The 25,920-nt window shown below is 65.7% G+C and carries 25 protein-coding genes; 11 read left to right on the plus strand and 14 right to left on the minus strand.

Going from position 1 to position 25,920, the window contains the following annotated elements:
* Positions 1-49: 49 nt before the first annotated feature.
* The 3 genes from pstS to CH290_RS22340 form a co-directional block, all read right to left on the minus strand.
* Entirely contained in the window at positions 50-1,147 is a 1,098-nt protein-coding gene (gene pstS, locus CH290_RS22330; RefSeq protein WP_020111544.1) for a phosphate ABC transporter substrate-binding protein PstS, read from the minus strand.
* A 204-nt stretch (positions 1,148-1,351) separates the two neighbouring features.
* The gene (gene mshD, locus CH290_RS22335) at positions 1,352-2,260 is read right to left on the minus strand and encodes a mycothiol synthase (protein ID WP_019667350.1); all 909 of its coding nucleotides are present in this window, start codon (positions 2,258-2,260) and stop codon (positions 1,352-1,354) included.
* Between the two features lie 6 nt (positions 2,261-2,266).
* Complete coding sequence (locus tag CH290_RS22340; protein WP_033190675.1) at positions 2,267-3,040, minus strand: winged helix-turn-helix transcriptional regulator; 774 nt, start codon at positions 3,038-3,040, stop codon at positions 2,267-2,269.
* Between the two features lie 146 nt (positions 3,041-3,186).
* Between CH290_RS22340 and CH290_RS22345 the strand changes: the two genes are divergently transcribed.
* From CH290_RS22345 to CH290_RS22365, 5 genes are all read left to right on the plus strand, one after another.
* A complete protein-coding gene (locus CH290_RS22345) occupies positions 3,187-3,966 on the plus strand; it encodes an LmeA family phospholipid-binding protein (protein WP_026348174.1) in 780 nt (259 codons plus the stop codon).
* On the plus strand, positions 3,963-4,397 hold the full coding sequence (locus CH290_RS22350) for a thioredoxin family protein (RefSeq protein ID WP_033190674.1): 435 nt from the start codon (positions 3,963-3,965) through the stop codon (positions 4,395-4,397). Before CH290_RS22345 ends, CH290_RS22350 begins: the two co-directional genes overlap by 4 nt.
* 182 nt (positions 4,398-4,579) lie before the next feature.
* On the plus strand, positions 4,580-5,122 hold the full coding sequence (locus tag CH290_RS22355; protein WP_020111546.1) for a DUF4395 domain-containing protein: 543 nt from the start codon (positions 4,580-4,582) through the stop codon (positions 5,120-5,122).
* Positions 5,123-5,174: 52 nt separating this feature from the next.
* Positions 5,175-6,011, plus strand: a complete 837-nt coding sequence (locus CH290_RS22360; protein WP_019667355.1) for a sulfurtransferase — start codon at positions 5,175-5,177, stop codon at positions 6,009-6,011.
* 2 nt (positions 6,012-6,013) lie between these two features.
* The gene (locus CH290_RS22365; protein ID WP_019667356.1) at positions 6,014-6,319 is read left to right on the plus strand and encodes a DUF1416 domain-containing protein; all 306 of its coding nucleotides are present in this window, start codon (positions 6,014-6,016) and stop codon (positions 6,317-6,319) included.
* A gap of 63 nt (positions 6,320-6,382) precedes the next feature.
* Here the strand turns inward: CH290_RS22365 and CH290_RS22370 are convergent, their stop codons facing one another.
* The gene (locus CH290_RS22370) at positions 6,383-7,909 is read right to left on the minus strand and encodes a cutinase family protein (protein WP_033190673.1); all 1,527 of its coding nucleotides are present in this window, start codon (positions 7,907-7,909) and stop codon (positions 6,383-6,385) included.
* A gap of 210 nt (positions 7,910-8,119) precedes the next feature.
* Here CH290_RS22370 and CH290_RS30960 point away from each other — a divergent pair, with 210 nt between their 5' ends.
* Both CH290_RS30960 and CH290_RS22375 read left to right on the plus strand, forming a co-directional pair.
* Positions 8,120-8,242: a hypothetical protein gene (locus CH290_RS30960; protein ID WP_254924937.1), complete on the plus strand. Its 123-nt coding sequence runs from the start codon at positions 8,120-8,122 to the stop codon at positions 8,240-8,242.
* Positions 8,239-8,913, plus strand: coding sequence for a heme-binding beta-barrel domain-containing protein (locus CH290_RS22375; protein WP_033190672.1), 675 nt, complete (start codon positions 8,239-8,241; stop codon positions 8,911-8,913). Before CH290_RS30960 ends, CH290_RS22375 begins: the two co-directional genes overlap by 4 nt.
* Before the next feature lie 197 nt (positions 8,914-9,110).
* Here the strand turns inward: CH290_RS22375 and CH290_RS22380 are convergent, their stop codons facing one another.
* From CH290_RS22380 to CH290_RS22400, 5 genes are all read right to left on the minus strand, one after another.
* Positions 9,111-10,763, minus strand: coding sequence for an amino acid ABC transporter ATP-binding/permease protein (locus CH290_RS22380; protein WP_019667360.1), 1,653 nt, complete (start codon positions 10,761-10,763; stop codon positions 9,111-9,113).
* Positions 10,764-12,452 (minus strand): thiol reductant ABC exporter subunit CydD, encoded by a 1,689-nt coding sequence (gene cydD, locus CH290_RS22385; protein ID WP_033190671.1) that lies wholly within the window; start codon positions 12,450-12,452, stop codon positions 10,764-10,766. It lies immediately after the preceding gene.
* Positions 12,449-13,492 (minus strand): cytochrome d ubiquinol oxidase subunit II, encoded by a 1,044-nt coding sequence (cydB, locus tag CH290_RS22390; protein ID WP_019667362.1) that lies wholly within the window; start codon positions 13,490-13,492, stop codon positions 12,449-12,451. The genes cydD and cydB overlap by 4 nt, the downstream gene beginning before the upstream one ends.
* 12 nt (positions 13,493-13,504) lie before the next feature.
* Positions 13,505-14,959: a cytochrome ubiquinol oxidase subunit I gene (locus CH290_RS22395; RefSeq protein ID WP_033190670.1), complete on the minus strand. Its 1,455-nt coding sequence runs from the start codon at positions 14,957-14,959 to the stop codon at positions 13,505-13,507.
* 92 nt (positions 14,960-15,051) lie between these two features.
* On the minus strand, positions 15,052-15,930 hold the full coding sequence (locus CH290_RS22400) for an aminodeoxychorismate lyase (RefSeq protein WP_019667364.1): 879 nt from the start codon (positions 15,928-15,930) through the stop codon (positions 15,052-15,054).
* Positions 15,931-16,004: 74 nt separating this feature from the next.
* On the opposite strand from CH290_RS22400, the gene ygfZ reads away from it, so the two are divergent.
* From ygfZ to CH290_RS22415, 3 genes are all read left to right on the plus strand, one after another.
* Positions 16,005-17,135 (plus strand): CAF17-like 4Fe-4S cluster assembly/insertion protein YgfZ, encoded by a 1,131-nt coding sequence (ygfZ, locus tag CH290_RS22405; RefSeq protein ID WP_019667365.1) that lies wholly within the window; start codon positions 16,005-16,007, stop codon positions 17,133-17,135.
* Entirely contained in the window at positions 17,132-17,773 is a 642-nt protein-coding gene (locus tag CH290_RS22410) for an MOSC domain-containing protein (RefSeq protein ID WP_020111552.1), read from the plus strand. Before ygfZ ends, CH290_RS22410 begins: the two co-directional genes overlap by 4 nt.
* 201 nt (positions 17,774-17,974) lie before the next feature.
* Positions 17,975-18,190, plus strand: coding sequence for a DUF3073 domain-containing protein (locus CH290_RS22415; RefSeq protein ID WP_080732843.1), 216 nt, complete (start codon positions 17,975-17,977; stop codon positions 18,188-18,190).
* Between the two features lie 70 nt (positions 18,191-18,260).
* Here CH290_RS22415 and purM read toward each other — a convergent pair whose 3' ends face one another.
* Positions 18,261-19,358, minus strand: coding sequence for a phosphoribosylformylglycinamidine cyclo-ligase (gene purM / locus CH290_RS22420; protein ID WP_019667367.1), 1,098 nt, complete (start codon positions 19,356-19,358; stop codon positions 18,261-18,263).
* A gap of 181 nt (positions 19,359-19,539) precedes the next feature.
* On the opposite strand from purM, the gene asnB reads away from it, so the two are divergent.
* Positions 19,540-21,357: an asparagine synthase (glutamine-hydrolyzing) gene (gene asnB / locus CH290_RS22425; protein ID WP_080748807.1), complete on the plus strand. Its 1,818-nt coding sequence runs from the start codon at positions 19,540-19,542 to the stop codon at positions 21,355-21,357.
* 23 nt (positions 21,358-21,380) lie between these two features.
* Here the strand turns inward: asnB and purF are convergent, their stop codons facing one another.
* The 4 genes from purF to CH290_RS22445 all read right to left on the minus strand — a co-directional run bounded on the left by purF (position 21,381) and on the right by CH290_RS22445 (position 25,920).
* Complete coding sequence (purF, locus tag CH290_RS22430) at positions 21,381-22,946, minus strand: amidophosphoribosyltransferase (RefSeq protein WP_026348179.1); 1,566 nt, start codon at positions 22,944-22,946, stop codon at positions 21,381-21,383.
* A gap of 135 nt (positions 22,947-23,081) precedes the next feature.
* Positions 23,082-23,468: a sterol carrier family protein gene (locus tag CH290_RS22435; RefSeq protein WP_033190668.1), complete on the minus strand. Its 387-nt coding sequence runs from the start codon at positions 23,466-23,468 to the stop codon at positions 23,082-23,084.
* 86 nt (positions 23,469-23,554) lie between these two features.
* Positions 23,555-24,133 carry a CPBP family intramembrane glutamic endopeptidase gene (locus tag CH290_RS22440; RefSeq protein WP_033190667.1) on the minus strand — a complete coding sequence of 193 codons (579 nt, stop codon included), beginning with the start codon at positions 24,131-24,133 and terminating at the stop codon, positions 23,555-23,557.
* Positions 24,130-25,920 carry an alpha/beta hydrolase gene (locus CH290_RS22445; RefSeq protein WP_020111555.1) on the minus strand — a complete coding sequence of 597 codons (1,791 nt, stop codon included), beginning with the start codon at positions 25,918-25,920 and terminating at the stop codon, positions 24,130-24,132. Before CH290_RS22445 ends, CH290_RS22440 begins: the two co-directional genes overlap by 4 nt.

Genomic DNA, 25,920 nt, shown 5'->3' on the forward strand with positions numbered 1-25,920 from the left:
CCGCGGCTGTTGCTCGCGGCGCCCGAAGCGGGGTCTCGTCTCAATTGAATCAGGCGATCGCGTTGATCGCCGTCTCGAGGCGTTCCTTGAAGGACTCGGGCAGCGGGACGTATCCGGCTTCCTCGAGGCCCTGCTGGCCTTCGTTCGCTGCGCTCAGCAGGAACGACTTGACTGCTGCGGAGGTGTCGGCGTCGTAGCCGGCGGAGCAGACGATCTCGTAGGTGGCGAGAACCAGCGGGTAGCTGTCCGCTGCGTTCGACGCGTAGAGAGCGTCGATGTCGATTGCGAGGTCGTTGCCTTCACCGGAGAACTCGGCGGTGTCGATGGCTGCGCCTGCGGTCTCGCTGGACAGCTCGACGGGTCCGTTGCCGAAGTCGACCGCGGCGGTGCCGAGGCTTTCCTGGTCGGCGAAGCCCTTCTCGACGTAGGTGATGGAACCGGGGGTGGCTGCTACGGCCTGAGCGACGCCCGAGGATCCGTTGGCGCCTTCACCGACTCCACCGGCCCAGTCCGAGCTGTGGTCGAGGGTCCATGCCTCGGGTGCGGCTGCGGAGAGGAAGCGCTGGAAGTTGTCGCTGGTGCCCGAGGAATCGGAGCGGTAGATCGGGGTGATCGAGGTGGACGGCAGGGTCGCACCCTCGTTCAGTGCGGCGATCGCCGGGTCGTTCCACGTGGTGATCTGGCCGGTGAAGATACGTGCGGCGACGTCCGGGCTGACGACGAGGTTGTCGACGCCTTCGACGTTGTAGGCAACGGCGATCGGGCCGAAGACGAGGGGGAGGTTCCATGCCGGGTTGCCCTGGCAGCGCTCGGCTGCTGCTGCGGCCTGCTCGTCCTTGATGGTCGAGTCGGAGCCGGCGAAGTCGACGAGGCCCGCGACGAACTGGGTACGGCCGTTACCGGAACCGCTGGTCGTGTACTCGACGGCCTGCCCGGCGCAGACACCGGAGTAGATGGACGTGAAGTTGGACATCGCGTTCTGCTGAGCAGACGATCCTTCACCGGTCAGAGGGGTCTTGCCCTCACACGTTGCTGCCGAGTCCGTGCCCGCAGCAGATTCGACGTTCGCGTCACTGCCACATGCGGTCAGCAGCATGGCGCCGATCGCCACTGCGCCTACGAGAGACGCGCTGCGCTTGAGCTTCACCTGTTTCCTCCGGGGAATCTTGTGCCGTGTCTCGTGTCCGCACTCGGGTCGTGCGTGTCACGAGGATCGAGGTGCCGGCCCGTTTGTCGTTCCTCGCACCGGGCGGCGTCGGCGCCACCCGCTGGAAAAGGTAAGGGCCGCCGGTGGACGGCTACCCCCGGGTTGGTTAACGGAAGATGAACAGAGTGGGCTGTATGTCCGGTTCTACGGACGTGCGTAGGCGACGTCGGTATGGAAACGCGTGAAACCGAGTCGCTCGTAGGTGTGCACGGCGGCAGCATTGTCCGATTCGACGTACAGGAGTACGTCTCGCAAATCCCTGCCACGCAGGTAGTGCAGGCCCGCAAGCGTCAGCACTCGGCCGAGCCCTCGGCCCTGAGCCTCGGGGTCGATGCCGACGACGTAGACCTCGCCGATCTCGTCTTCCCCCGCCTCGGCGGGGTGGACCTTGGTCCAGTGGAAGCCGAGGAGCGTGTCGGTCCCTTCCTCGAACGCGAGGAACACTCCGGCCGGGTCGAACCAGGCCTCGTCACGCCGTTCGGCGATGTCCTTCTCGGTCCATCCACCCTGCTCGGGGTGCCACGAGAACGCCGCGTTGTTGACGCGGAGCAATTCCGCGTCGTCCTGATGCCCTCGATACGTCCGAAGCGAAACATTGTCCGGCACAGTGACGTCCGGCAACGCAGGCTCGGCGAGCGGACGCCTGAGCTGAAGCAACTCGCGAGCGACCGACAGCCCGAGCGTGGACGCCAATGCCCGTGCGGCATCGATGTTTCCGTGCGCCCAGATCCGGGCCCCGGCCCCGCCGTCGGCGAAGGATCGGTCGATCAACTGTGTTCCGATTCCGCGAGTGCGGAACTCCGGGTCCACCACGATCTCGGTCATCGTGGGCGATCCGGGAGCGGTGCCCGCGTACCCGACGACGCGTGAACCGGCCGTCGCGACCAGATGGGTCGTGTCGTCGCCGGATCCGACGGATTTCAGTGCCTGTTCGGACAGCGGCGCCGTGCCGTCGACCTCGGTTGCGCGTGCGGCGATCGCCCGGATCTCGTCGACGACGTCTGGCGCCATCTCCGCGGAATCGATGCGAGCGATATCGATCGAGAGAGTCATCGTCGGTCAGTTCGTACTTCCGTTTGTCGCGCCGCCCAGTGAACTGAACTCGGCGCTGTCCGATTCGTTGTCGTCGTCGCCGTCGGGAGTCGCCGGGCCTCCCTTGGAGCTACGGCTGGGTCGCACGGCCTTGTAGCCGACGTTGCGGACGGTGCCGATGAGCGACTCGTATTCGCTTCCCAGCTTGGCCCGCAGACGCCGGACGTGGACGTCGACGGTTCTGGTGCCTCCGAAGAAGTCGTATCCCCACACTTCCTGGAGCAGCTGGGCACGGGTGAAGACACGTCCCGCATGCTGGGCCAGGTATTTGAGGAGTTCGAATTCCTTGTAGGTGAGGTCCAACGGTCGACCGCGCAACCGGGCCGTGTAGGTGCCCTCGTCGATGACGAGCTCACCGAGCGTGATCTTGCCCGATGCCTCGGGACTCGCGATGCCGCCCGACCTGCCCACGAGGAGCCGCAACCGCGCGTCGATCTCGGCGGGGCCGGTCCCGGGGAGCAGGATGTCGTCGAGACCCCACTCGGAGTTGACCGCGACGAGGCCGCCTTCGGTGAGCACCGCGACCACCGGAATCGCGGAACCGGTGCTACCGAGCAGCCGGCACAGTCCGCGCGCTGCGGCGAGGTCGGTACGGGCGTCCACCAGCGCGATGTCCGCGGAACCTGCCTCGAGCAGCGAGGAGACCTCGGTCGGAGCGGGCCGCACGTGGTGAGCCAACAATGCCAAAGACGGCAGTACGGCCTCCGGGTTCGGATCGGAGGTCAGAAGCAAGAGCTCCATTCAGCCTCCATTCTTACCGCTGTCACTCAAAGACTCCTTCGCCGAGGTCGAGTCCTTGTTCAGGCAACAAGACTAACCCGTCCGACATACCTGTCGCGTGCCGCCGTGCCCGAAAGCCCCGGCGGGCATCGGTCACAATGGGCGTCATGCGCAAACTGATCATCGGACTCGTGAGCCTGCTGGCACTTGCCGTCGTCGTGGACTTCGGAGCGGCCGCGTACTCCGAGTACCGCGTCTCACGCGCAATCCGCGACGGCGGAGATCTGACCTCCGACCCACAGGTGATCGTCCACGGGTTCCCGTTCCTGACCCAGGCCGCCGACGGCAAGTATCAGAACGTGGAGATTCGAGCCCAGGACGTACCGACCGACTACGTGGAGTCGACGACCATCGAGGCCAACCTCCGCGGCGTCGCGGTACCCCTCTCCGACCTCGTCGACGGGTCGGTGGGAGCAGTGCCCGTCGACGAACTCGACGGCCGAGTGCGCATCGAGGCGACCGACCTCGGACGGTTCCTCGGTATCGTCGACCTGCAGGTTTCCGCTCCCCCCGCGGACAAGTCGGACGGCACGGGCGGGTCGGGCGGCTCCGGTATGACCACGAACGGCGGCGTCGTCCTGACCGGCACGGTGCCCGTGGGTCCGATCGAGACCAAGGTCGCCGTCCAAGCGGACCTCATCCTCGACGGTGACAGCGTCGACATCGTTGCGAGCGACTTCTACTTCGGCCCGGAGGGGAACGCCGATTTCAGCATTCCGGACTTCGCGAAGCCTGCGGTTCTCGGGCTCTTCACCAAGACCATCGACAGGCAGACGCTGCCGTTCGGGATTCTGCCGACCGATGTCTACGCCGAGGGTTCGCAGATCGTGATCGAGGGCAATGCAAAGGACGTGACCATCGATCTCGAGCAGATCGAGAAGCCATGACCGGAATCACAATTCTCGTGGTGACGCTCGTCGTCGCCACGGTTGTCGGGCTGGTCCTCCGGTATCGATCCGGCAGGGTGCAGGTCTCCGAGTCGCACGGTTCGATCGATCGCCGCGCGCTGCTTCTCGACGCCGGGGCCGTGCCGGGCGCGGCAACGGTGCTGCACTTCTCGGCGGAGTGGTGCGGTCCGTGTGCTGCTGTCCGCCGAGTCGTCGACCAGGTGATCGGCGGCTCGACCGACGGAGGAACACCGCCGAGCGGGCCACGTGAACTCGAGGTCGACATCGACGCTCACCCGATGCTCGCGAAGGAAATGGGCGTCCTGTCGCTACCGACGACGTTCGTGCTCGACGCCGAGCTGGTGGAACGAGCCAGGATTTCCGGCGTTCCGAAGGCCGACGCCCTGCGTTCCGCCCTCGAGAACCTGTAGTTCTGCTGGTCCGCGACGTCCGGTAGGATGCACGGTGTGTTCACCGCCCACGAGCTGATGCTCACCAGTCGCCGCACGGTCGATCTGTGCCGACTGGGCGGTTGTTGCTGTCGCTGCCACTGATCTCACCGCCGGCCTCGTGGCCGCGCATCCATCCGGTTCGAGATCGTCGGCGAATCTTTCTGTTCGCCGCGCCCATGCAGTTGTCTGTCATCAGCCCAGCACGCAGGAGCACGCCGTTGTCCCCAGAATCTCCATCGCCCACAGCTTCTTCCGCCGCAGTCGACCAGGTCGATGTTCGGGGGCCACGCTTCGCGGCGTGGATCACCACGGCTGTCCTGGTACTCGTTCTGGTTCTGTCCACCTTCCAGACCACCGCTGCTGCGGTGCTCCTGGCAGTACAGGCCGTCGTGTTCGCGATCGGCGCTGCGCGGGGGCCGAGGAAGAGCCCGTACGGGGCGTTCTTCGGACACCTCGTCGCGCCGCGACTCGGACCGACCACCGAACGCGAACCCGTCGCACCGCTGAAGTTCGCTCAGCTCGTCGGCTTCCTGTTCGCTGCAGTCGGCGTCCTCGGCTTCGCGCTCGGCGCTCCCCTCGTGGGAACGATCGCGACCGGCTTCGCGCTGTTCGCGGCGTTCCTCAACGCAGCCTTCGCGTTCTGCCTGGGCTGCCAGATCTATCCCCTCGTAGCGCGACTGCGGACACAATCCGCACGCGCTTGATCGCTCGACCCCTCCACCGACCGAAGTAACGCAAAAGATCGAAAGGAAACCCATGGCTCGCTCCGACGTCCTGGTCTCTGCCGACTGGGCCGAGCAGAACCTGAACGCCCCGAAGACCGTCTTCGTCGAGGTCGACGAAGACGCAAGCGCCTACGACGGCGGTCACATCGAAGGCGCAGTGAAGCTCGACTGGCGCAAGGACCTCCAGGATGCGGTTCGTCGCGACTTCCTGAACCAGGAGCAGTTCTCCGATCTGCTCTCGTCGAAGGGCATCTCCAACGACGACACGGTCGTCCTCTACGGCGGCAACAACAACTGGTTCGCTGCATACGCGTACTGGTACTTCAAGCTGTACGGCCACAAGGACGTCAAGCTCATCGACGGTGGACGCAAGAAGTGGGAACTCGACGGCCGCCCGCTGTCGAAGGACGTCGTCACCCGTGACGCCGCGCAGTACCGCGCCGAGGCTCCCGACCTGTCGATCCGCGCGTTCCGCGACGAGGTCATCGACGCGATCGGCAACAAGAACCTCGTCGACGTGCGGTCGCCCGACGAGTTCTCCGGCAAGATCCTCGCCCCCGCCCACCTCCCGCAGGAGCAGGCACAGCAGCGCGGCCACGTCCCCGGCGCCATCAACATCCCGTGGAGCACCACTGCCAACGAGGACGGCACCTTCAAGGACGACGACGCTCTCGAGGCGCTCTACAAGGAAAAGGGATACGACGACGGCAAGGCCACCATCGCCTACTGCCGCATCGGCGAGCGTTCGAGCCACACCTGGTTCGTGCTGAAGGAACTTCTCGGCAAGTCGGACGTCAAGAACTACGACGGCAGCTGGGTAGAGTACGGCTCCCTCGTCGGAGCACCCATCGAGTTGGAGGTTCACTGATCATGTGTGCTGCACCCGTTCAGGGCCAGGCCATTCCGGCAGGCGTCGACGTCGAGAAGGAAACCGTCATCACCGGTCGTGTCCTCGGAGGCGACGGGGAGCCTGTGGGCGGTGCGTTCGTGCGCCTGCTCGACGGCACCGGTGAGTTCACCGCCGAGGTCGTCGCGTCGGGCACCGGAGACTTCCGTTTCTTCGCAGCTCCCGGCAATTGGACGCTGCGTGCACTGTCGGCGTCGGGCAACGGCCAGGCCGACATCGCGCCGGAGGGCGCAGGCATCCACTCGGCGGACGTGACCGTCGGAGTCTGATCTCTCCCGTAGACCGAAAGAACCCCCGCACCGATCGGTGCGGGGGTTCTTTTCTGTGTGGTGTCAGCCGTGCGTCGTCTCGGGAACGATCTCGGTCTTCGGCTCGGTCGACGGATCCGGCACCACGCTGTACTGCGGCGGGAAGACTCCGGGGGGAACCAGATTCAGCGACTCCAGGAACGCACCCAGATCGCTGTCGCGCGTGACGGTGCCCGGGGTGGGCAATGTCTGCGGATTCGGCTCACGCGCAGCCTCGGGGAGGGACTCCGCATCCCGGGCCGGAGCCGGGTCCACCTCGGAAGGCGCCAGGGGTGCGTCGTTGGTGTTCTTGCGTTCGCGTTCGGTCTGCGCCAGATCGGTCACCCAGGCGACGATCTTCTCGCTCTCCCATTCGCGGCCGTCGCCCGGATTGTTGTTCCAGTACAGGAGGTGCTGGAGGAAGCCGATGAAGATGTACGGCCCGACGACGACGTCGACGATGCCCTTGTTGTTCTCGACGAGGCCCTCACCCTCCTGGCGGAGCTTCTCGCGCACCTTGTCCGCACCGGGGCCGAGGGCCCAGTTGAGATCGGCGAGGAGCTGGTCGGGAGTCAACTGCTCCCAGGCCTTCTGTTCGTCGACCTCGTAGAGCTGATCGGACACCTTGAGCAGAACTTCGAGCAGCGTCTCGTCGGATTCGAGCCAGTCCTTGTTGGTGGCGATGTCGACGATGGCGCGGGTGGCGATGGAGCTCACGGCCCGCGCGAAATCGGCGACGGTCTGCAGCGGGTTGAGAATCGTCAACCGCATCTGCCCGAGAATGCCGAGAGCCAACTGCAGCGCGACGATGTTGTCCGGCGCGTCGCAGGCCAGATCGTACGGTCGGCACGACCATGTCACCTTGTCGTTCAGCGTTCCGTAATCCTTGGCGGTCTGCGACTGGAAGCCACCGTCGGTCGGGCCGGGCTCGTCGAAGTTCGGCACACCCGCCGGCCGGTACGGCGCACCGATCATGACGACTCCTGCGATGTCGTCGCCGGTGACCAGTGCGTTCGGATCACGATGGCCGAGCTCCATGGAGACGCGTTCGATGACTTCACCGCCGACGCTGTAACCGAGCAGGACGAACTTGGTGTTGTCGCCGCACTTGGTCTTGTACTCGTCGAGCAGGCGGTTGGTGGAGGCGATGCCCTCTGCGACGGACTGTTGGTAGGTGTCGACGTCGGAGAGCACGCCGACGCCGTAGGTCGACGGGTACGGAACGTAGAGCCAGCCGACTGAGCCAGGGCTGTTCGCGTTCGTTTGCCCGACGGGAAGTGTGACATTTCCCACCCAGTTCGACGCCGGGGACCGCGGCTCCTCGTTCAGGGGGTCGCGGTCGGCGTCGGAGTCCGTCGCACCGGACACTGCGAGCATCAGCACGTCCGGGCAATCCTGGGCGTAATTGTTGGGGTCGATGTTCGATTCGTCCGAGGATCCGGAAGACGAACCACTGTCCGCAGAGCCGCTGTCCGGGGCAGCGGAGGCTGCGGCGGGAACCACCAACAGCAGGGCCGTTGCAATTGTCGCGGTAGTGAACAGCCAAGAGCCAGCACGTGATCGGCGCTGCATGTACGGGTCCTTCCCCAAAACTTCGAAACGTTTTCGACAGCCGTCAGCGCCGGATCTCGATACTCCCCCGACCCGACGCCAGAAGAAACGTACCGTGCAGAACGCGATCTGTAGAGACGGGACGTGAATCGGACCATTCCTGTGGGCGATCGTCAGTGAGAAGCCACTATTGCGGTCACGACAATGTCGGGGCGCGGTTCGATCCTGGACTTGGCTGGGGTTAAACTCGGCGACGTGGTCATCTTCTTCGAGGTACTGCTTGCCGTCGCTGCAGTCGCCATCATCGCGTTCTCGCTCTATGTCGTCTACCGCCTGGTCACCGACGAATCGTGAGTGATCGCGCCGCCGACGAATCGGACGAAACCCGGTCTGCCAACGAGGCCATCGCCGAGGCAGCCGAGAAGTTCGCGTCCTCGTCGACGCGCAACATCCCCACGCTGCCGGATCTGCCGCATCCCGAGGACACGGCGAATCTGCGGCTGGGGCCGGATCTCAATCCCGCGCTGCTCGCACTGCTGCCGCTCGTCGGCGTGTGGCGCGGCGAAGGCGAGGGCCGCGACCCGGAATCGGGCGAGGAGTACGCCTTCGGTCAGCAGATCGTCGTCTCCCACGACGGCGGCGCGTACCTGGGCTGGGAATCGCGGTCCTGGCGTCTGGACTCCGACGGCAACTACGCGCACCCCGATCTCCGCGAGACGGGCTTCTGGCGGGTCAGTGGCGGCGACGGAGAGAAGGGCACCGAGAACGAAGAGGTCATCGAACTGCTTCTGACTCACAGCACCGGCGTCGTCGAGCTGTACTACGGCCACGCACTCAACCAGTCGTCGTGGGAACTCGCTACCGATGTCGTCATCCGGTCGACGTCGGGTGCGCTCGTCGGCGGCGCGAAGCGCCTGTACGGCATCGTCGAAGGTGCGGATCTCGCCTACGTCGAGGAACGCGTCGGAGCCGATGGCGAACTCGCACCGCGGCTCTCCGCCCGGCTCGCCCGGTACATCGGCTGATTCAGTACATCGGCTGATTTCAGCCCTACACACCATGAGCATGCGAACGGCCCCCGAGCCATACCTGCGCTGATGCAGGTCTCGGTCGGACGGACCGAGAGCTCGGGGGCCGGGTAGCTGCCGTGGATTCGCTCGCCGCTCGCGCGGTAAAAGAATCCGTCAGCGGTAGCGGCTAGCTGGCAGCCACCTCACGCGTCCTAGAGTTCTTCAACTTCAGACCACCTCCTCTCTCGTGTACTCGACAACGTACGCCCGGATTTCGAGGCTCGCAAAGGGTTTTTTCGAAGTTCGGCCGACAGCGAACGCCCGAGGTCCACGACCTGGTCCGCACGGGTGTCCGGCGGCAGCTGGTGAGTGACGAGAACAACCGTTCTGTCCTCGTCGACGAGGCCGCCGTCGCGATCGAGCAACCGCCGGATCAAGTCGGAACCGGACACGTCGTCGAGATGTTCGGTCGGCTCGTCGAGCAGCAGTACCGGCGCGTCCGACAGCAGGGCGCGTGCCAGCAGTAGGCGTCGACGCTGACCGCCGGACAGAGAGGCAGCACCGGCGACGAGAGTGGTGTCGACGCCGTCCGGGAGCTGGTCCAGCCAATCCCCCAAGCCGAGCTTCGTCAGCGCCGCTCGTGCCTGGTCGGCGTCGACGTCGCCTCGGACGACCCGAAGATTTTCGAGTATCGACGTCTCGAACACGTGGGCGTCCTCGGCGAAGAACCGTGCGCCCGGCAGTTCTGCATCCCCCAGTCCACCGTCCGACGGCACGAGCCCTGCCAGTTCCATGAGCAGTGTCGTCTTGCCCACGCCGCTCGGCCCGACGACGGCGATTCTGGCGGCGTCGTGCGGTCCCTGAAGCGCCGCGCCTGTGCCCACCCGCCGAGGCTCGGGCGCGTCGGCGTCGTCCAACAGCGCCGTGATGCGCGACGCGGACAGACGCGCGCGCGTCAGAGTCACCGCTGCGGCGGGCAGGACCGATGTCGCTTCGAATGCCGCCAGTGGAACCAGCACGATGATGGCCAGGGCCATGGGCGACAGGGCGCTACCGGTGCTGCCGTACAGCGAGATTCCGACGAGCAACGATCCGAGCACGGATGCGCCGATGGACAGTGGGAGAGCCGCGTCGGCGAAGGCGGTGGGCATCGATGCGCGGTCGCGGGCGGTCACCGCGGCCCGGTTGGCGGCGGAGGCGTCGGCGAGGGTTCGTGTCAGCGTGCCCGCGACTCGCAGTTCCGGTGCGTGGTCGAGCGCGCGTACCGCGATGAGGGTGAATTCGGTTCGTGCGGCGACGCCTTCGGTTTCGGTGATCAGGGCTGCGCGTGCGGCCAGGATCGGTGCGACGACCCCGGCGAGCAGCAACGCGAGAAACAGGATCAGCGCCGCGCTCGGCGAGATCAGTGCAATCAGCACGGTTGCGCTGATCATCAGTATCGCGGACACGCAGATCGGAACGAGGGCGCGTACGACGACGTCGCCCATCGCGTCGATGTCGGCGCCTACCCGTGCCATCAGGTCGCCGCGGCGTAGGTCCAGAGTTGCGCGAGCATTGCCGTCGGCGAGTCGCTCGTACAGCCTGGTGCGTGCCGATGTCATTCCGCGGAGGGCGGTGTCGTGGGTGGCGAGGCGTTCGAGGTAGCGGAAGACGCCACGGGAGATGCCGAGGGCTCGCACGGCGACGACGGCGACGGTCAGGTCGAGCACCGGCGGCATCTGCCATGCTCGCGTGATCAGCCAGGCGGAGACGGCGGCGAGCGTCAGAGCGCTGCCCAGAGTCGCGACGCCGGCAGCCACGCTCGTCGCCACTCTCGCGGGCCGCAGTTCGAACAGCGCGAGTGCTCGTCGGAGATCGGTGTACATCTACGCGGCCCTCACGTTCACCACGACGTCGGCCCACGCCAGAACCGACGGCCGGTGCCCGACGACTATCACGGTCTTTCCCTGGTCGGCGATCTCGCGCAGGGCGGTGAGGACGCGTGCCTCGGCTGCGTCGTCGAGATGCGCGGTCGGTTCGTCGAGCAGCAGGACGGGTTTGTCGGTGGACAGGACCCGGGTCAGGGCGAGCCTCTGCACTTGGCCGAGGGACAGGCCGACGCCGCCGGTGCCCACTCTCGTCTCCCATCCGTCGGGTAGTTCGGCGAGGACTCGGTCGAAACCGACTGCGGCAGCGGTGTCGCCGAGCAGATCGATGGTGCTGCCGGTGAATTCCAGGTTTTCCCGCAGGGTTCCCGGTACCAGTACGGGCCGTTGCGGCAGCCAGGCGATCTGATCCCACCACGATCGCAGGTCGAGGCTGCGGGCGTCCACGTCGCCGACGACCACTCGGCCCTCGCACGGCTCGGTGAGCCCGAGCAGGATGTTCAGCGCCGTCGATTTCCCTGCACCGTTGGGTCCGGCGAGCACGGTGACGGTCCCGGGCGCGATGTCGGCCGAAAGTTCGTACGGTGCAACGGTTCCCTCGGATTCCCGTTGCCGAGTCTGTCCGCGGGCTACGCTCCTCGCGGACACCGATTCGAATCGGATTCCGGTTCCTGCGGCGTCGACGACGGCCGTTCCGGATGCGGTCGGTGCCCGTCGGTCCAGGATCGCGAATGCTCTGTCGGCGGCGGCAACTCCGTCTTCCGCGGCATGGAACTGGGCTCCGACGCGACGCAACGGCACGTACACCTCCGGTGCGAGTACGAGTGCGATGATGCCTGCCTCCAACGCCATGTCGCCGAACACGAGTCGCAGTCCGATACTGACGGCGACGAGGGCAACGCACAGCGTCGCAAGCAATTCCAACACCATCGAGGACAGGAACGCGATCTTCAGTGCCCGCATCGTCGCTCGGCGGTGCGCGTCGCCGAGCGCCTGGACTCTCGCCGCCGGGCCACGCTCGCGGCCCAGTGCGCGCAGCGTCGGAAGGCCGGCGACGAGATCGAGCAGTTGCGCGGACAATCTCGTCATCGATTCGAGCGTCTTCTCCGCGCGCCCCTTGGTCAGCAATCCGATCAGGATCATGAAGATCGGGATCAGCGGGAGAGTGAAGAAGATGATCAGAGCCGACGTGAGATCCTCGGTGAGGATGACCACGAGCGTGATGGGAGTGAGTGTCGCGGCCAGCACGAGCGACGGCACGTATCCGGTCAGGTACGGCGCGAGGCCGCCGAGTGCGCGCGTCACCACGATCGCGATCGACTCGCGTTCGGAGTCCAGGTCCCGGGGATCCATGTGCGACGCCGCATCGAGGACTTCGTTCTCGATCTCCTCCACGACTCGTGACGCGGCACGGTGGCCGTACCGCGCTTGCAACCACGCCGCGAGGGTGCGAACGACGATGGCGCCCAGGAGAATCCACAGCTGCGCTGCCCAGTCGGACATCTCGCGGGCGTCGGAGGTGATGACGCCCGCGAGGACGGTGCCGAGCATCACCGCGGACACGACGACGGCCGCGGTGTCGATCAGGGCGAGTACGAAGATGAGGACGAGGTACCGACGGGCGGATCGCGAGTAGCGCCACAGCCGTGGGTCCACCGGTCCGCGGCCGGCCGTGACAGTCGTACTCACTTGGAACGACCGAGCGACAATCCGATCGAATCAGGAATGTGAGCGGTGGAAATGCGCTTGCGGAACACCCAGTACGTCCAGGCCTGGTAGCCGATCACGACGGGCGCCATGAACGCTGCTGCCCAGGTCATCACCTTCAGCGTGTACGGACTCGACGACGCGTTCTCGACGGTGAGACTGAAGGCGGGATCCGTCGTCGACGGCATGACGTCGGGGAACAGTGACCCGAACAGCAGCACGACGACGGCGATGACGGCCACCGTGGTGAACACGAACGCCCACCCTTCGCGGACCTTGGCCGTCAGCGCGACCACCGCGATCAACGATGCCGCGGCGACGCCGACGAGAATCCACGTCCACGTCGTGCCGTGGGCAAGTTGGGTCCACAGGGCGAATCCGCCGCCGACGATCAGAGCTGGGATCGACAGCCGCACAGCCATTCTCACCGCATCCTCGTGGACGTCGCCGGAGGTCTTGAGCGCAATGAAGACCGCTCCGTGGAGCGCGAAGACCAGTGCCATCGTCGCGCCGCCGAGCAGCGCGTACGGACCGAGCAGGTCGAGAAGCCCGGCTGTGACCTTCTTGTTCTCGTCGATCGCCACCCCGCTGACGATATTGGCGAACGCCACTCCCCACAACACTGCAGGCACCCACGATCCGATACCGATACCCAGGTCGCACCGCCGACGCCACACCGGATCGTCGATCTTGCCGCGGTACTCGATGGCGCAGATCCGCAGGATCAACGCGACGAGAATCAGCAGCAACGGGAGGTAGAAGCCGGCGAAGAGCGTGGCGTACCACTCAGGGAAGGCCGCGAACAACGCCCCGCCCGCCGTGATGAGCCATACCTCGTTGCCGTCCCAGACCGGCCCGATCGTGTTGAGAACAGCCCTGCGCCTCTTCTCCCCCACCTCTGCATCGGCGTGACGGCCGAGGAAAGGCATGAGCATTCCGACGCCGAAGTCGAAGCCTTCGAGGACGAAGTATCCGATGAACAGGACCGCTATCGCGATGAACCAGAATTCTTGAAGTCCCATGGTCGTCTTCCTCTAGTACGCGAACGAGAGTTGTTCGGAATCGACGTCCTCGTGGGGGTGCTCGTCGTGTTCGAGCGGTCCTTCGATCACGTAGCGCCTGATCAGGAAGAACCAGACACATCCGAGGGCGGCGTAGAGCAGTGTGAAGGTCACGAGCGAGGCGACGACCAGACCCACCGGGTGGTCGGACACGCCTTGGTCCACGGTCAACCGAATCTGGTCGATTCCGTTCAAATTCGGTGCCACCACCCACGGTTGGCGCCCCATCTCGGTGAAGATCCAACCGGCACTGTTGGCGAGGAACGGCGTCGGAATCGCGGCGAGGCTGAGCCACGAGAACCATTTCTGGTCCGGCACCCTTCCGCCGCGAGTGACCCACAGGCCGGCGAGGGCAAGCAGTGCCGATCCGGCGGCGAGGCCGATCATCATTCGGAATGCCCAGTAGGTGACGAACAGGTTGGGCTTGTAGTTACCCGGTCCGAACTGCTGCTCGTACTGTTCCTGCAGTTGGTTGACCCCTTGGACCGTTGCGCCGAAGTCGTTCTCGGCGAGGAAGGACGTCAGTCCGGGGATGGAGATCAGGTGTTCCACCGACTCGCAGTTGTTGTGGGTTCCGACGGTGAGAAGCGAGAACGATGCACCGGTCTCCGTATCGCACAACGATTCTGCCGACGCCATCTTCATGGGCTGCTGCTCGAACATCAGCTTGCCCTGGATGTCTCCGGTGATCGCGAGTGCGCCGCCCGCGACGATCATGACGACGAAGGACAGCCGAGCCGCAGGACGGAACATGCTGCGCGAGTTGTCGCTTCGCCCCTCGCCCGTCGATGTGCCGCGTGCCTCACGCACCATCCACCAGCCCGAGATGCCTGCCACGAAGGTCGCAGCCGTCAGGAACGCGCCTGCGACAGCGTGTGGGAATGCCGCGAGTGCGGTGCTGTTGGTCATCAACTCCCAGATGCTCGTCAATTCGGCACGACCGGTCTCGGGGTTGAAGCGTGCGCCGACGGGATGCTGCATCCAGGAGTTGGCGGCGATGATGAAGTAGGCCGATGCGTTCACGCCGGTCGCGACGAGCCAGATGGTGGCCAGGTGAACGAGTTTCGGCAGTCGGTTCCAGCCGAAGATCCACAGGCCGAGGAACGTCGATTCGAGGAAGAATGCGACGAGCCCTTCGAGCGCGAGGGGTGCTCCGAAGACGTCGCCGACGAACCGCGAGTACTCGCTCCAGTTCATTCCGAATTGGAACTCCTGAACGATTCCGGTGGCGACGCCGAGGGCGAAGTTGATGAGGAAGAGCTTGCCGAAGAACTTGGTGAGGCGGTACCAGGAGTCCTTCCCGGTGATGACCCACATGGTCTGCATCGCCGCGATGATCGGTGCAAGACCGATCGTGAGCGGCACCAGGATGAAGTGGTAGACGGTGGTGATTCCGAACTGCCACCTCGAGACGTCCAAGGCGTCCATGGCTACTCCGAACTCTCGGCCCGCGGGGAAGATACCGCTGCTTACGGGCGTGCCCCAGCGAGTTCGAGAGTACTACTACGCGTAGTAGTAGCTCAAGCGTCGGCGGCGGAGTCTCCGATCGATTCGACCGCCAGATCGACCATGGAACGCACGTCCTCGGCGATGGCCGGGACCGGAAGTTCGACGCCGTTGAGCGTCGTCACGCGGGCGGCGAGGGTGATGCTCGAGATCAACCAAACACCATCTGCTGCAACGAGATCGGCAGGATACACGTTCGCACGCTCGCAGGTGTACCCCTTGCTCGACGCGACCTGGAACAGTGCGTCGACCGTGGTTCCCGCGAGAATGCCCTGCTCCACCGGGGGTGTGACGAGAGTCTTACCGCGTGCGAGCACCACGGTGGACCGCGGACCCTCCAGCACTCGCCCTTCGCTGCTGGTGAAGATGACGTCGTCGGCTCCGAGACGCGCCGCGTGCCGTAGTGCTGCCATGTTGGTCGCGTAGGACAGCGTCTTGGCGCCGAGCAATCCCCACGGCGCAGACGCCGCGTAATCGACCGAGTAACCGCGGTTCAACGTGACCACCGAGACACCGTCGTCCCGCGCTTTCGTCACCCGTTCGTTCAGCGGCCCTACCGTCGCATAGCCCGTCGGTTCCCCTCCGCTCTCGCGACCGCGGCTGAGCACGAGCCGCAACGCACCCTCCGCGTCGGACGTCCGGGTCCATTCGTCCACTGCGAGGCCGACGACGAGACGCCACGAATCCAGGTCCGGTGTCGGCAGGTCGAGGGCAGCGGCCGACGCCGTCAAGCGGGCCAGGTGAAGTTCGACACCGCACGGCGCTCCGCCGCGTACCAGGAGCGTCTCGAACACCCCGTCTCCGCGTACGGCCGCGAGATCGTCCGCATGCAGCAGCGGAGCGTCCGCGTCGTGAACCTGCCCGTCCAAGGTGACTACTACGCGATCCGACATGAACGCAGCCTACGTGGGCCCTGATGTCCGTTTTCACGTCCCGCGACGACCCGCTGTCACCGTGTCGACCTACTATGGAGGACGTGTCGGATACTGCTGTGATCGCACCGAGCCCACTTCTGACTTTCCCCGACGCCGTGCCGTCCCCGGAGAACACGCCGGACAGTGCCGTCGCGTGGCATTACGGAAACCCGTTCGGCGAACAACGGGACGCGGTGTCGAACGCTGCGGTGATCGACCGATCCCATCGCTTCGTGATCGCGATCAGCGGTGAAGAGCGGCTGACCTGGCTCAACACCATCTCCAGCCAGCTCGTGTCGAATCTGCCCGACGGGCACTCCGCGGAGAACCTCTCGCTCGACGTCAACGGGCGCGTCGAGCACCATTTCGTGCAGACCGATCTGGACGGTGTCACGTGGATCGACACCGAAGCCGCGCACGGCCCGGACCTGTTGTCGTTCCTGAAGAAGATGGTGTTCTGGTCCAAGGCGGAACCCCGTGAAGGCAGCGAACTCGCCGTGCTGAGCCTGCTGGGCGCCGAAGCCGAGGCTGTTCTGCCCGCCGTCGGCGCGCCGGTGCCCGCGGAGGTCTATGACGCCGCCCCGCTCACCGGTGGCGGTTTCGTACGCCGCATGCCGTGGCCGGGCCGCAACGCCTTCGACCTGCTGGTTCCCCGGGCCGCGTTGGCCGAGTGGTTCTCCAGGCTGCGCGACGCCGGCGCCTCTCCCGCCGGAACGTGGACGTACGAGGCCCTGCGCGTGGAGTCGATCCGGCCTCGAGTCGGCGTGGACACCGACGAGAAGACCATCCCGCACGAGGTGCGGTGGATCGGCGGTGTGACCGAACTCGGGGCAGTTCACCTCGAGAAGGGCTGCTACCGAGGACAGGAGACGGTGGCTCGGGTGCACAACCTGGGGCGGCCGCCTCGCCACCTCGTCCTGCTTCATCTCGACGGTTCCGCGGACGGCCGGCCTGCCACCGGGGATGCGGTGACCGCGGGTGGTCGCACGATCGGTCGCCTCGGCACCGTCGTCGATCACTTCGAACTCGGTCCGGTTGCGCTCGCGTTGGTCAAGCGCACCGTTCCTGCGGGGACCGAGCTCACCGCCGGTCCGTGTGCGGCCTCCATCGACCCGGATTCGATTCCCGACTACGACGACGTCCAGGCCGGCCGCGCCGCCGTCGACCGACTTCGCGGGCGATGATCGCTGGGCAGGTCGACGCGGTGTGCGTCGTGCACGCGGACGTTCCGGTGGGCCGTCGAGGCGTCGTGGACAGCGCCATCGACAAGCGGCCGGTCGATCACCCGGTGCTCGTGCACGCCGATGGGGTGACCGGTGACTACAGCCTGGACACCAAGTTCCACGGCGGCGGCGATCAGGCCGTCTACGCCTACGACTCGGCGGAGGCCGATCGGTGGGCTGCAGACCTGGGCCGGGAGATTCCGCCCGGCTGGTTCGGCGAGAACCTGCGGACGTCCGGGATCGCGGTCACGGACGCCGTCGTCGGTTCGCGGTGGCGTCTCGGTGAGGTGGTTCTCGAGGTGACCATCGCGCGCAAGCCGTGCTCGACGTTCGCTCGGTGGGTGGGCGAGCCCAACTGGGTCAAACGGTTCACCGAGCGTGGCGACGTCGGGGCCTATCTGCGGGTGATCACGCCGGGCGCTCTCGAAGGCGGTGTCGGCATCTCGGTGGAGGATGTGCCGTCGCACGGAGTGACCGTTCGAGACCTGTTTCTCGGCCGAAACCCCGAGGGTCTGACGGAGCTTCTCGGTCGCGGCGATCTGCCGGTCAAGGTGGAACGGGACGCCAAGCTCGCGCTCCGAAAACATACCCAATCGTGATTCTTACCGAGACTCAGCACATTTTCGCAGGTTGTGGGCACTGCCTGCGCCGCTGAGATGAAGCAAACAGGCCGGACACGTACTCCGTATGAGCATCCGAGCGATTCGCGCGCTAGAGTGTGTGCCAGGAAGAAATACCAAATCTAACGGGGCGCCCAAATTTCCCCAGGCCGCCCCGCAAGTCCGCGAGGGGGCAACGCCATGGGCCGAGGCAGGGCTAAGGCAAAGCAGACAAAGGTCGCTCGTGAGCTGAAGTACAGCTCGCCGACAACGGACTTGGAGAGTCTGCAAAGAGAGCTCTCCGGTCATTCGTCCAACTCCCACCGTGGCGGTATCACCTCGGGCGGCATTTCCTCTTCGGACGCGGACGGCTATTCCCGCGCCGAAGAAGACGAATACGAGGACTGGCGACGCTGACAGCGAGTTGACAACGAAGTGAGGGGGAGCCGCACGGCGGCTCCCCCTCATTGTCGTTCGTGCTGATCGCTCAGAAGCGTGGGTGGTTACCCAGCAGAAGCGCTCGCTCGGTCGCGGACTTGTCGCTCGACTTCTTGACCGTTCCCAGAGTCCAGCAGTCGATGTGACGCGCCGTCAACACGGCCAGTGCACGGTCGACGTCCTCGGGTGCGACGATGGCGACCATGCCGACGCCCATGTTGAACGTCTGCTCCATCTCGGCGCGCTCGACGCGGCCACGCTGGGCGATCAGCGAGAACACCGGCGCTGGGCTCCACGTCGTACGGTCGAGTTCTGCGACGAGGCCTGCAGGCATCACACGTCCGAGATTGTTGGCAAGCCCGCCGCCGGTGACGTGGCAGAACGTGCGCACGTCGGTTTCCGCGGCGAGTGCAAGGCAGTCCTTGGCGTAGATCTTCGTCGGCTCGAGCAATTCTTCGCCCAGGGTGCGGCCGAACTCCTCGACGTGCCCGCCGAGGTCCATGTGGTTGATCTCGAGCAGAACCTTGCGCGCCAGGGAGTATCCGTTGGAGTGCAGTCCCGACGAGCCCATCGCGATCACGACGTCACCGGGACGCACACGGTCCGGTCCGAGGACTGCATCGGCCTCGACGACGCCCACGCCGGTGGCGGAGAGGTCGTAATCCCCGTCGGCCATGAGCCCGGGGTGCTCGGCCGTCTCGCCGCCGAGGAGCGCACAGCCGGCGATGACGCAGCCCTCTGCGATGCCCTTGACGAGTTCTGCGACCATCTCGGGGACGACGCGCCCCACGGCGATGTAGTCCTGCAGGAACAGCGGTTCGGCTCCGCACACGACGAGGTCGTCGACGACCATCGCGACGAGGTCGAGCCCGAGGGTGTCGTGCTTGCCGAGCGCCTGCGCGACGGCGATCTTGGTGCCGACGCCGTCGGTGGACGCAGCGAGAATCGGTTCGCGGTAGTCACCCTTGAGCGCGAAGAGGCCGGCGAATCCGCCCAGGCCACCCATGACCTCGGGACGCGATGCCTTCTTCGCCAGCGGCGCGAACAGCTCGACGGCCCGGTCACCCGCGGCGATGTCGACGCCGGCCGCAGCGTAGGAAGCACCACCCGAGGAGGTTGCGCTCTGTGGTCGGGTTTCCTCGGTCATGCGGCTCCAGCCTTGTACTCGTGATCGTTGCACACCAAATGCGCGCAATTGCGCTCTAACGGTACCGGAGTCCGATCCGTCGATGCAGGATGCCGTGGATGTAGCCGAGACTATTTAGTTCGCGTAACGTTTTTGTTGCGTCGATGTGCCGGTCGGGGGACTTCGGACCAGGAGGCAACATATGTGCGGAATCACGGGATGGGTGTCCTACGGGCGGGATCTACGTGGCGAAAATCGAACGCTGCGCGCCATGACCGACACCATGACCCGACGAGGACCCGATGACGAGGGACTGTGGACGTCCGAGCACGCAGCCCTCGGGCATCGTCGCCTCGCCATCATCGACCTACCCGGTGGCCATCAGCCGATGATCCACCGCAGGCTCGACGGCACCGAAGCCGTCATCGTCTACAGCGGCGAGACCTACAACTTCCGCGAGCTCCGCGGAGTGATCGGCGGCGACTTCCGAACCAGCAGTGACACCGAGGTGGTTCTTCGCGCCCACGAGAAGTGGGGCGAGAACGCGGTCCCACAACTCAACGGCATGTTCGCGTACGCACTGTGGGACACAGCAACCGAGGAACTCCTCCTCGTCCGCGACCGCCTGGGCGTCAAGCCCCTCTACTACCTCGAAACCGAGGACGGAGTCCTGTTCGGCTCCGAACCGAAAGCGATACTTGCCAATTCACTGGCCTCCAAGAACGTCGGTATCGACGGTCTGCGTCGACTCCTCGGTTTCGTCGCCGATCCGTCGAACGCGGTGTTCGACGGTATGAAGGAAGTTCCGCCCGGTCACGTCGTTCGAGTGACCGCGCACGGTGCACACGAAGTGAAATACTGGGGCCTCGACGATCACGAGCACACCCATGACCTCGACACCACGATCCGCACGGTTCGAGAGCTGCTGGACGACACTGCATCTCGCCAGCTCATCGCCGACGTTCCTCTGTGCACACTCCTGTCGGGAGGGCTCGACTCGTCGGCGTTGACCGCACTCGCGGCCGGCCGGCTCGCCGCCGAGGGCACAGGACCTGTGCGGTCGTTCGCGGTCGACTTCGTGGGGTACGCGGACAACTTCGTCGCCGACGGTCTCCGCGACGCGCCCGACACGAAGTTCGTGCAGGACGTGGCCCAGCACGTGGCGTCGGACCACCGAGACATCGTGCTGAGCAACGACGACCTGCTCGATCCGGTTCACCGGGCAGCCGTGCTGGCCGCACGGGACTACCCGGGACTCGGCGACATGGACACCTCGCTGTATCTGCTGTTCAAGGCCGTACGCGAGCAATCGACGGTGGCGCTGTCCGGCGAGTCCGCGGACGAGGTGTTCGGCGGGTACGCCGATTTCCACGACCCGAACGTGGTTGCCGCCGATACGTTCCCATGGCTGGCCGGGTCGATGGCGCAGGGCAGGGACACGACGTCGCCGTTCTCGCTCGATCTGCAACGTCAGCTCGACATGGAGGGGTACTACGAGAATGAGTATCGGCGGGCGCTGGCGGAAGTTCCGAGACGACCCGGTGACGAGGGCCTGGAAGCCCGGATGCGCGAGATCTCCTACCTCTACCTGACTCGCTTCCTTCCGTTGCTGCTCGAGCGCAAGGACAGGATGAGCATGGCCGTGGGGCTGGAGGTTCGGGTGCCGTTCTGCGATCACCGCCTGGTGCAGTACGTGTTCGGTACACCCTGGGCGTTCAAGACCTTCGACGGCCGCGAGAAGAGCCTTCTGCGTGCCGCGACGGCGGATCTACTGCCGCAGTCGGTCGTGCAGCGTGTGAAGAGCCCGTACCCGAGCACCCAGGATCCGCAGTACTCGAAGACGATCCTGCAGGAGCTCGGCGCCGTTCTGGACGATTCCAACGCACCGATCGCGGCCCTGCTGGACCGAACCGGCGTCGAGAAGATCCTGGGCGCTCAGAACGATCCGCACGCCCGGCATGCCGCGGAGCGGGTAGTCGGCATCAACTCCTGGCTGGCCGATCACACCATCAGTCTGTAGCGGCTCCGCCGCACGTCAGCGGATCAGGGCCTGCTGAGAGCACTCACGTTGGCGTTGGTGGATTCCGACGCCTGTCCGGCGGCGGTGGCGAGCATGCCTTCGAGGACGTGCTTGCCCAGTGCGTTGTCGGCGGGAAGCTCGATGGGGTACTTGCCCGTGAAACATGCGGTGCACAGCCGAGATTCGGGCTGCTCCGACGCCGCGATCATGCCTTCGGTGGAGATGTAACCGAGGGAGTCGGCACCGATGGCTTGACGCACCCCTTCGAGGATTCCGTCCTCCGAGTCGACGCCGTTGGCGATCAACTCGGCGGGAGACGCGAAGTCGATACCGTAGAAGCATGGCCAGCGGACGGGCGGCGACGCGATCCGTACGTGGATCTCGAGCGCACCGGCTTCCCGCAGCATCCTGATCAGGGCGCGCTGAGTATTGCCGCGCACGATCGAATCGTCCACGACCACGAGCCTTTTGCCCCGAATGACCTCTTTGAGGGGGTTGAGCTTGAGGCGGATTCCGAGTTGCCGGATGGTCTGCGACGGCTGGATGAACGTACGTCCCACGTAGGCGTTCTTCATCAGTCCCTGGCCGTACGGAATTCCGGAGCCCTGCGCGAATCCGACGGCAGCGGGCGTTCCCGACTCGGGAACCGGAATCACCAGGTCACCCTCGGCGGGGTGCTCCTCGGCGAGCCGACGACCGATCTCGACGCGAGTGGAGTGCACCGAACGGCCACCGATGACGGAGTCCGGGCGCGCGAGGTAGACGTACTCGAACACGCAGCCCTTGGGTTCCGGCGCCGCGAACCGCGAGGAGCGAACACCGTCGGCGTCGATGGCCAGGAGTTCGCCCGGCTCGATGTCACGCACGAATGCGGCTCCGACGATGTCGAGCGCTGCGGTCTCGCTGGCGACGACCCATCCTCGGTCCAGGCGTCCGAGGGACAGCGGACGGATTCCGTGGGGATCACGCGCGGCGTACAGCGTGTGCTCGTCCATGAAGGTGAGGCAGAATGCGCCCTTCAGAGTGGGGAGCAGTTCCATCGCAGCTTGCTCGATGGTGCGGTCTGCGGCCTTGTGCGCCAGCAGTGCGGTGACGACATCGGAATCCGACGTGCCGTTGCCCTGCAACCGGTCGCTGATCAGGCCCTCTTCGCGGGCTCGCGTCGCCAGTTCGGCGAAGTTGACGAGGTTGCCGTTGTGGCCGAGGGCGATACCCGTACCGGCCGTCGTGGTCCGGAAGATCGGCTGCGCATTTTCCCACGTCACCGAGCCGCTGGTGGAGTAGCGGCAGTGTCCGATGGCGACGTGCCCCGGCATGGCGCCGAGGGTCTGCTCGTCGAACACCTGGCTGACCAGGCCGAGATCTTTGAACACCAGGACCTGGGAACCGTCGGAGACGGCGATGCCGGCAGCTTCCTGGCCTCTGTGCTGCAGTGCGTACAGGCCGTAATAGGAGAGCTTGGCTACATCCTCCCCCGGGGCCCACACTCCGAATACGCCGCATTCTTCCCGAGGTTCGTTCTCGGGTTCGTCTACAGGCTTGCCTACCAGAAGATTTGGACTGTCGACCGAGATATCGGCAGAGGTCACAACACTGCTCCCTTGGGGGACGGGGCGGGGGGCATGTACCAGTCTACGGGCACACAGGCCATGGCAACGCATCGTGGGCGAGTGACATTCCCCGGTTGTCTGTTTTGCGGTAACCGGCTGTCCACTTGGCCTACGTCAGGCACGCAGGATCGGTAACCAATGTCCGACTTCGCTCGCCCTGCTGCCCGACGCCGTGATCGAACCGTCGTTCAGGGCGTCGTCGAACGCTCGGACTCCGGTCGCGACCTCCAGCCACGTGCGCGGATCGGTCTCGACCACATTGGGAGGTGTGCCCCTGGTGTGCCGCGGGCCGACGATGCACTGCACCGCGACGAACGGCGGAACCCGAACCTCGACGCTGGATCCCGGTGCGACCTGGGCGAGCGTGCGGGCAGTCGTGCGCACCGCGTCGGCCAGTGCCGAGCGCGGAGGCTTCGGCGCCGAGGCGTCGTGCACCCAGTCTGCGACGGCCAGAACGGCGGTTCGAACCTGCTCGGGGGTGACCGTCTTACTCGGAGCCATGCCGATCAGCTTATTCGGGTCGTTCCTGCAGGCTCCACTCCCGGCTCAGGACGCGGTCCCCAGTGCACAGAAGTCCGCCCGGCAGGTCACATCCGGCCCTGCGCGGTCGAATTGTATGCAGCCAGGACCGCTCCGGAGGCGTTCACCCCGTAGTGAAGAATCATCGGCGCGAGAACACCGCCGCGGCGTCGGAGCCACGAGAACAACAGACCTGCCAGATAGGTGCCCGCCACCGTTCCGGGAATGGAATCGCCGGCAGCACGGGCGGGATGGATGTGCCAGAGGCCGAAGAACACCGGCGACAGCGACGGGGACACGTCGTCGAACACGGCTCTGAACACCAGCTCTTCGGTGACGACGGTTCCGATCGGGATCCGAAACAACACCCACTCGGCGAGGTTGTCGTCCGACGGTCGAACTCGGGTGGCCAGCGCGGGTACGGATGCGATCACGACCGAACCCAGGGCGGGTACCGCCGCCGCACCGAGCCCCCACTTCAGACCGCTTCGCCATTTGCTCAACCCGAGCGGAGCCCGTGTCACTGCGGCCAGCGAAATCCCGAACGCTGCGTTCACCACCGTGCGCGGTCGGTCAGGCAAGTTCAGCGCAGGTACGACGGCCGTACTCCATGCCGTCGTGACCGCGCCCAGAGCGAGACCTTTCACTTCTCGGGGCCGTCGCGACCTGCGTATTCGTCCATCACGGCGCGCACTTTCTCGGTGTCCTCCGCAGTCCATCCTGCGGGCGCCGCAACGGCGACCCAGCCGTCGAGAACGAGGGTCCCGTAGTTGTGACCGTGACCGTCGGGCACGCCCGCGGCGTTGGTCAGATCGGCTGCGACTTGCCAGAAGGTGACGATCGGGAACCAGCGCATGTCGGGCAGACGGTCGGGGCCAGGAGCTTCCGACAGCCAGTCGGGGCGCTCGAACAGCAGGTCGGGCGACCACCAGACGACCGGGTCGGACGCGTGCTGCACGTAGAGGATGCGGGGACTGAGCCACGGCTGACCCTCGGGCGGGATCCCGGACGAGTTGTCGGCGAAACGGACGACGAGACCATCGGCGTAGACGGGCCGTACTTCGGGGCTACCCGGGTCGCGGCGGTTCTTGAACTGGGACCACAGCCGGTTCGCGTTCGGCGGCCCGACCCACAGGACGCCGTCGACGCTGTCCCGGATCTCGGCGAGACCGTCGAATGCACCTTCACCGGACTGCGTTCCGAGGCTTTCGCCGTAGACGTACAGCTTGGGCCTGGTGGCCTCCGGTTCCTGTAGCCAGCGCTCGTGGACCTTGTCGATCAACGCCTTACCCGCCTCGGCCGCTTTGTCGCGTTCGGCGAGGAACGAGATCCAACTGGGTAGGTAGGAGTACTGCGCGGCGACGGTGGCGACGTCGCCGCCGAACATCAGTTCCTCGGCTTCGATCGCGGTGGGGTTGACCCATCCGGTTCCCGTGGTCGGGACGACGACCAGGGCCTGACGCTCGAAGGCTCCGGTGCGTTCGAGTTCCTGTACGACGATGTCGAGCCGCTCGTCCTGTGTCTCGGCGGTCTCCAACCCGGCGTAGGCGCGGATCGGTTCCAGCGCAGGCTGTCCGAGGCCGTCGGAGATCTCCTGTGCGCTCAGTCCGCTGGAGACGAAGTTGCGTCCTTCGAATCCGAGGGTGTCCCAGGGCGCGAGAGATTGTGGGCTGCCGGATCGCTCGGGTTCGGTGGGTTGTTCTGCGCCTTCGCGAGTTTCGTTGTTCTGCAGGCTGAAGATCGAATTGGTGACGTCGGAGACTGCCCGCAGCAGAACACCTTGGACGAGCGCGATGACCAGAACGACGATGAGGACGACCCCGATGACGTTCGCGACCTCACGGGGCATCTTGACGACCTTGTTGAGCTGGCGCGCGACGAAGCGAACCAGGTCACGCAGCACACGCATGCCCGAGATGAACAGCGCGGCGACGCCGATGCTCAACGCACCGGTGCGGAAGTAGCCGGTGGTGGTCGTTCCCTCGGCGTCCATCAACGCGGCAAGTTCGCGCTGCCATCCGGCGGACAGGTACAGCATGTACAGCGATGCGAGGATCGCGAGCGGCGGGATGGCGAACTTGACGTAGAGCTCGACCCGACGCGGCAGGGGCCACCACGTCTTCCGGTCGAGGTACCACCTCCGAGCCGCCCAGCCGACGGCCACGCCGAAGCCGTAACCGATGGCCGCGTTGATTCCGCCGATCAGTCCCTGGAACAACCAGTCACGCGGCAGCAGCGACGGTGTCAGCGACCAGCAGAAGAACAGCGCGCTGAAGACGATGCCCGTGAAATCGAGTTTCAGCAGCCCCCACGCCCACATGACGAGGGGATGCCGCTCAGGAGAAGGCACCGCGAACTCGATCGGCAGACGGTGATGCGTGTGTTCACGCTCGACCGTGTCGACGGCCCCTTCCGATGCCTCTCCCCCGCTCAC

The sequence above is a fragment of the Rhodococcus sp. 06-156-4 genome, assembly GCF_002259345.1.
Classification (GTDB): Bacteria; Actinomycetota; Actinomycetes; order Mycobacteriales; family Mycobacteriaceae; genus Rhodococcoides; species Rhodococcoides fascians_E.

Excerpts from the sequence above, each read along its gene's own strand:
- mshD (WP_019667350.1), bottom strand. The coding sequence starts at position 2,260 with ATGACTCTCTCGATCGATATCGCTCGCATCGATTCCGCGGAGATGGCG.
- CH290_RS22340 (WP_033190675.1), bottom strand. The coding sequence starts at position 3,040 with ATGGAGCTCTTGCTTCTGACCTCCGATCCGAACCCGGAGGCCGTACTG.
- CH290_RS22345 (WP_026348174.1), top strand. The coding sequence starts at position 3,187 with ATGCGCAAACTGATCATCGGACTCGTGAGCCTGCTGGCACTTGCCGTC.
- CH290_RS22350 (WP_033190674.1), top strand. The coding sequence starts at position 3,963 with ATGACCGGAATCACAATTCTCGTGGTGACGCTCGTCGTCGCCACGGTT.
- CH290_RS22360 (WP_019667355.1), top strand. The coding sequence starts at position 5,175 with ATGGCTCGCTCCGACGTCCTGGTCTCTGCCGACTGGGCCGAGCAGAAC.
- CH290_RS22365 (WP_019667356.1), top strand. The coding sequence starts at position 6,014 with ATGTGTGCTGCACCCGTTCAGGGCCAGGCCATTCCGGCAGGCGTCGAC.
- CH290_RS22370 (WP_033190673.1), bottom strand. The coding sequence starts at position 7,909 with ATGCAGCGCCGATCACGTGCTGGCTCTTGGCTGTTCACTACCGCGACA.
- CH290_RS22380 (WP_019667360.1), bottom strand. The coding sequence starts at position 10,763 with ATGTACACCGATCTCCGACGAGCACTCGCGCTGTTCGAACTGCGGCCC.
- cydB (WP_019667362.1), bottom strand. The coding sequence starts at position 13,492 with ATGGGACTTCAAGAATTCTGGTTCATCGCGATAGCGGTCCTGTTCATC.
- CH290_RS22395 (WP_033190670.1), bottom strand. The coding sequence starts at position 14,959 with ATGGACGCCTTGGACGTCTCGAGGTGGCAGTTCGGAATCACCACCGTC.
- CH290_RS22400 (WP_019667364.1), bottom strand. The coding sequence starts at position 15,930 with ATGTCGGATCGCGTAGTAGTCACCTTGGACGGGCAGGTTCACGACGCG.
- ygfZ (WP_019667365.1), top strand. The coding sequence starts at position 16,005 with ATGGAGGACGTGTCGGATACTGCTGTGATCGCACCGAGCCCACTTCTG.
- CH290_RS22410 (WP_020111552.1), top strand. The coding sequence starts at position 17,132 with ATGATCGCTGGGCAGGTCGACGCGGTGTGCGTCGTGCACGCGGACGTT.
- CH290_RS22415 (WP_080732843.1), top strand. The coding sequence starts at position 17,975 with ATGGGCCGAGGCAGGGCTAAGGCAAAGCAGACAAAGGTCGCTCGTGAG.
- purM (WP_019667367.1), bottom strand. The coding sequence starts at position 19,358 with ATGACCGAGGAAACCCGACCACAGAGCGCAACCTCCTCGGGTGGTGCT.
- asnB (WP_080748807.1), top strand. The coding sequence starts at position 19,540 with ATGTGCGGAATCACGGGATGGGTGTCCTACGGGCGGGATCTACGTGGC.
- CH290_RS22435 (WP_033190668.1), bottom strand. The coding sequence starts at position 23,468 with ATGGCTCCGAGTAAGACGGTCACCCCCGAGCAGGTTCGAACCGCCGTT.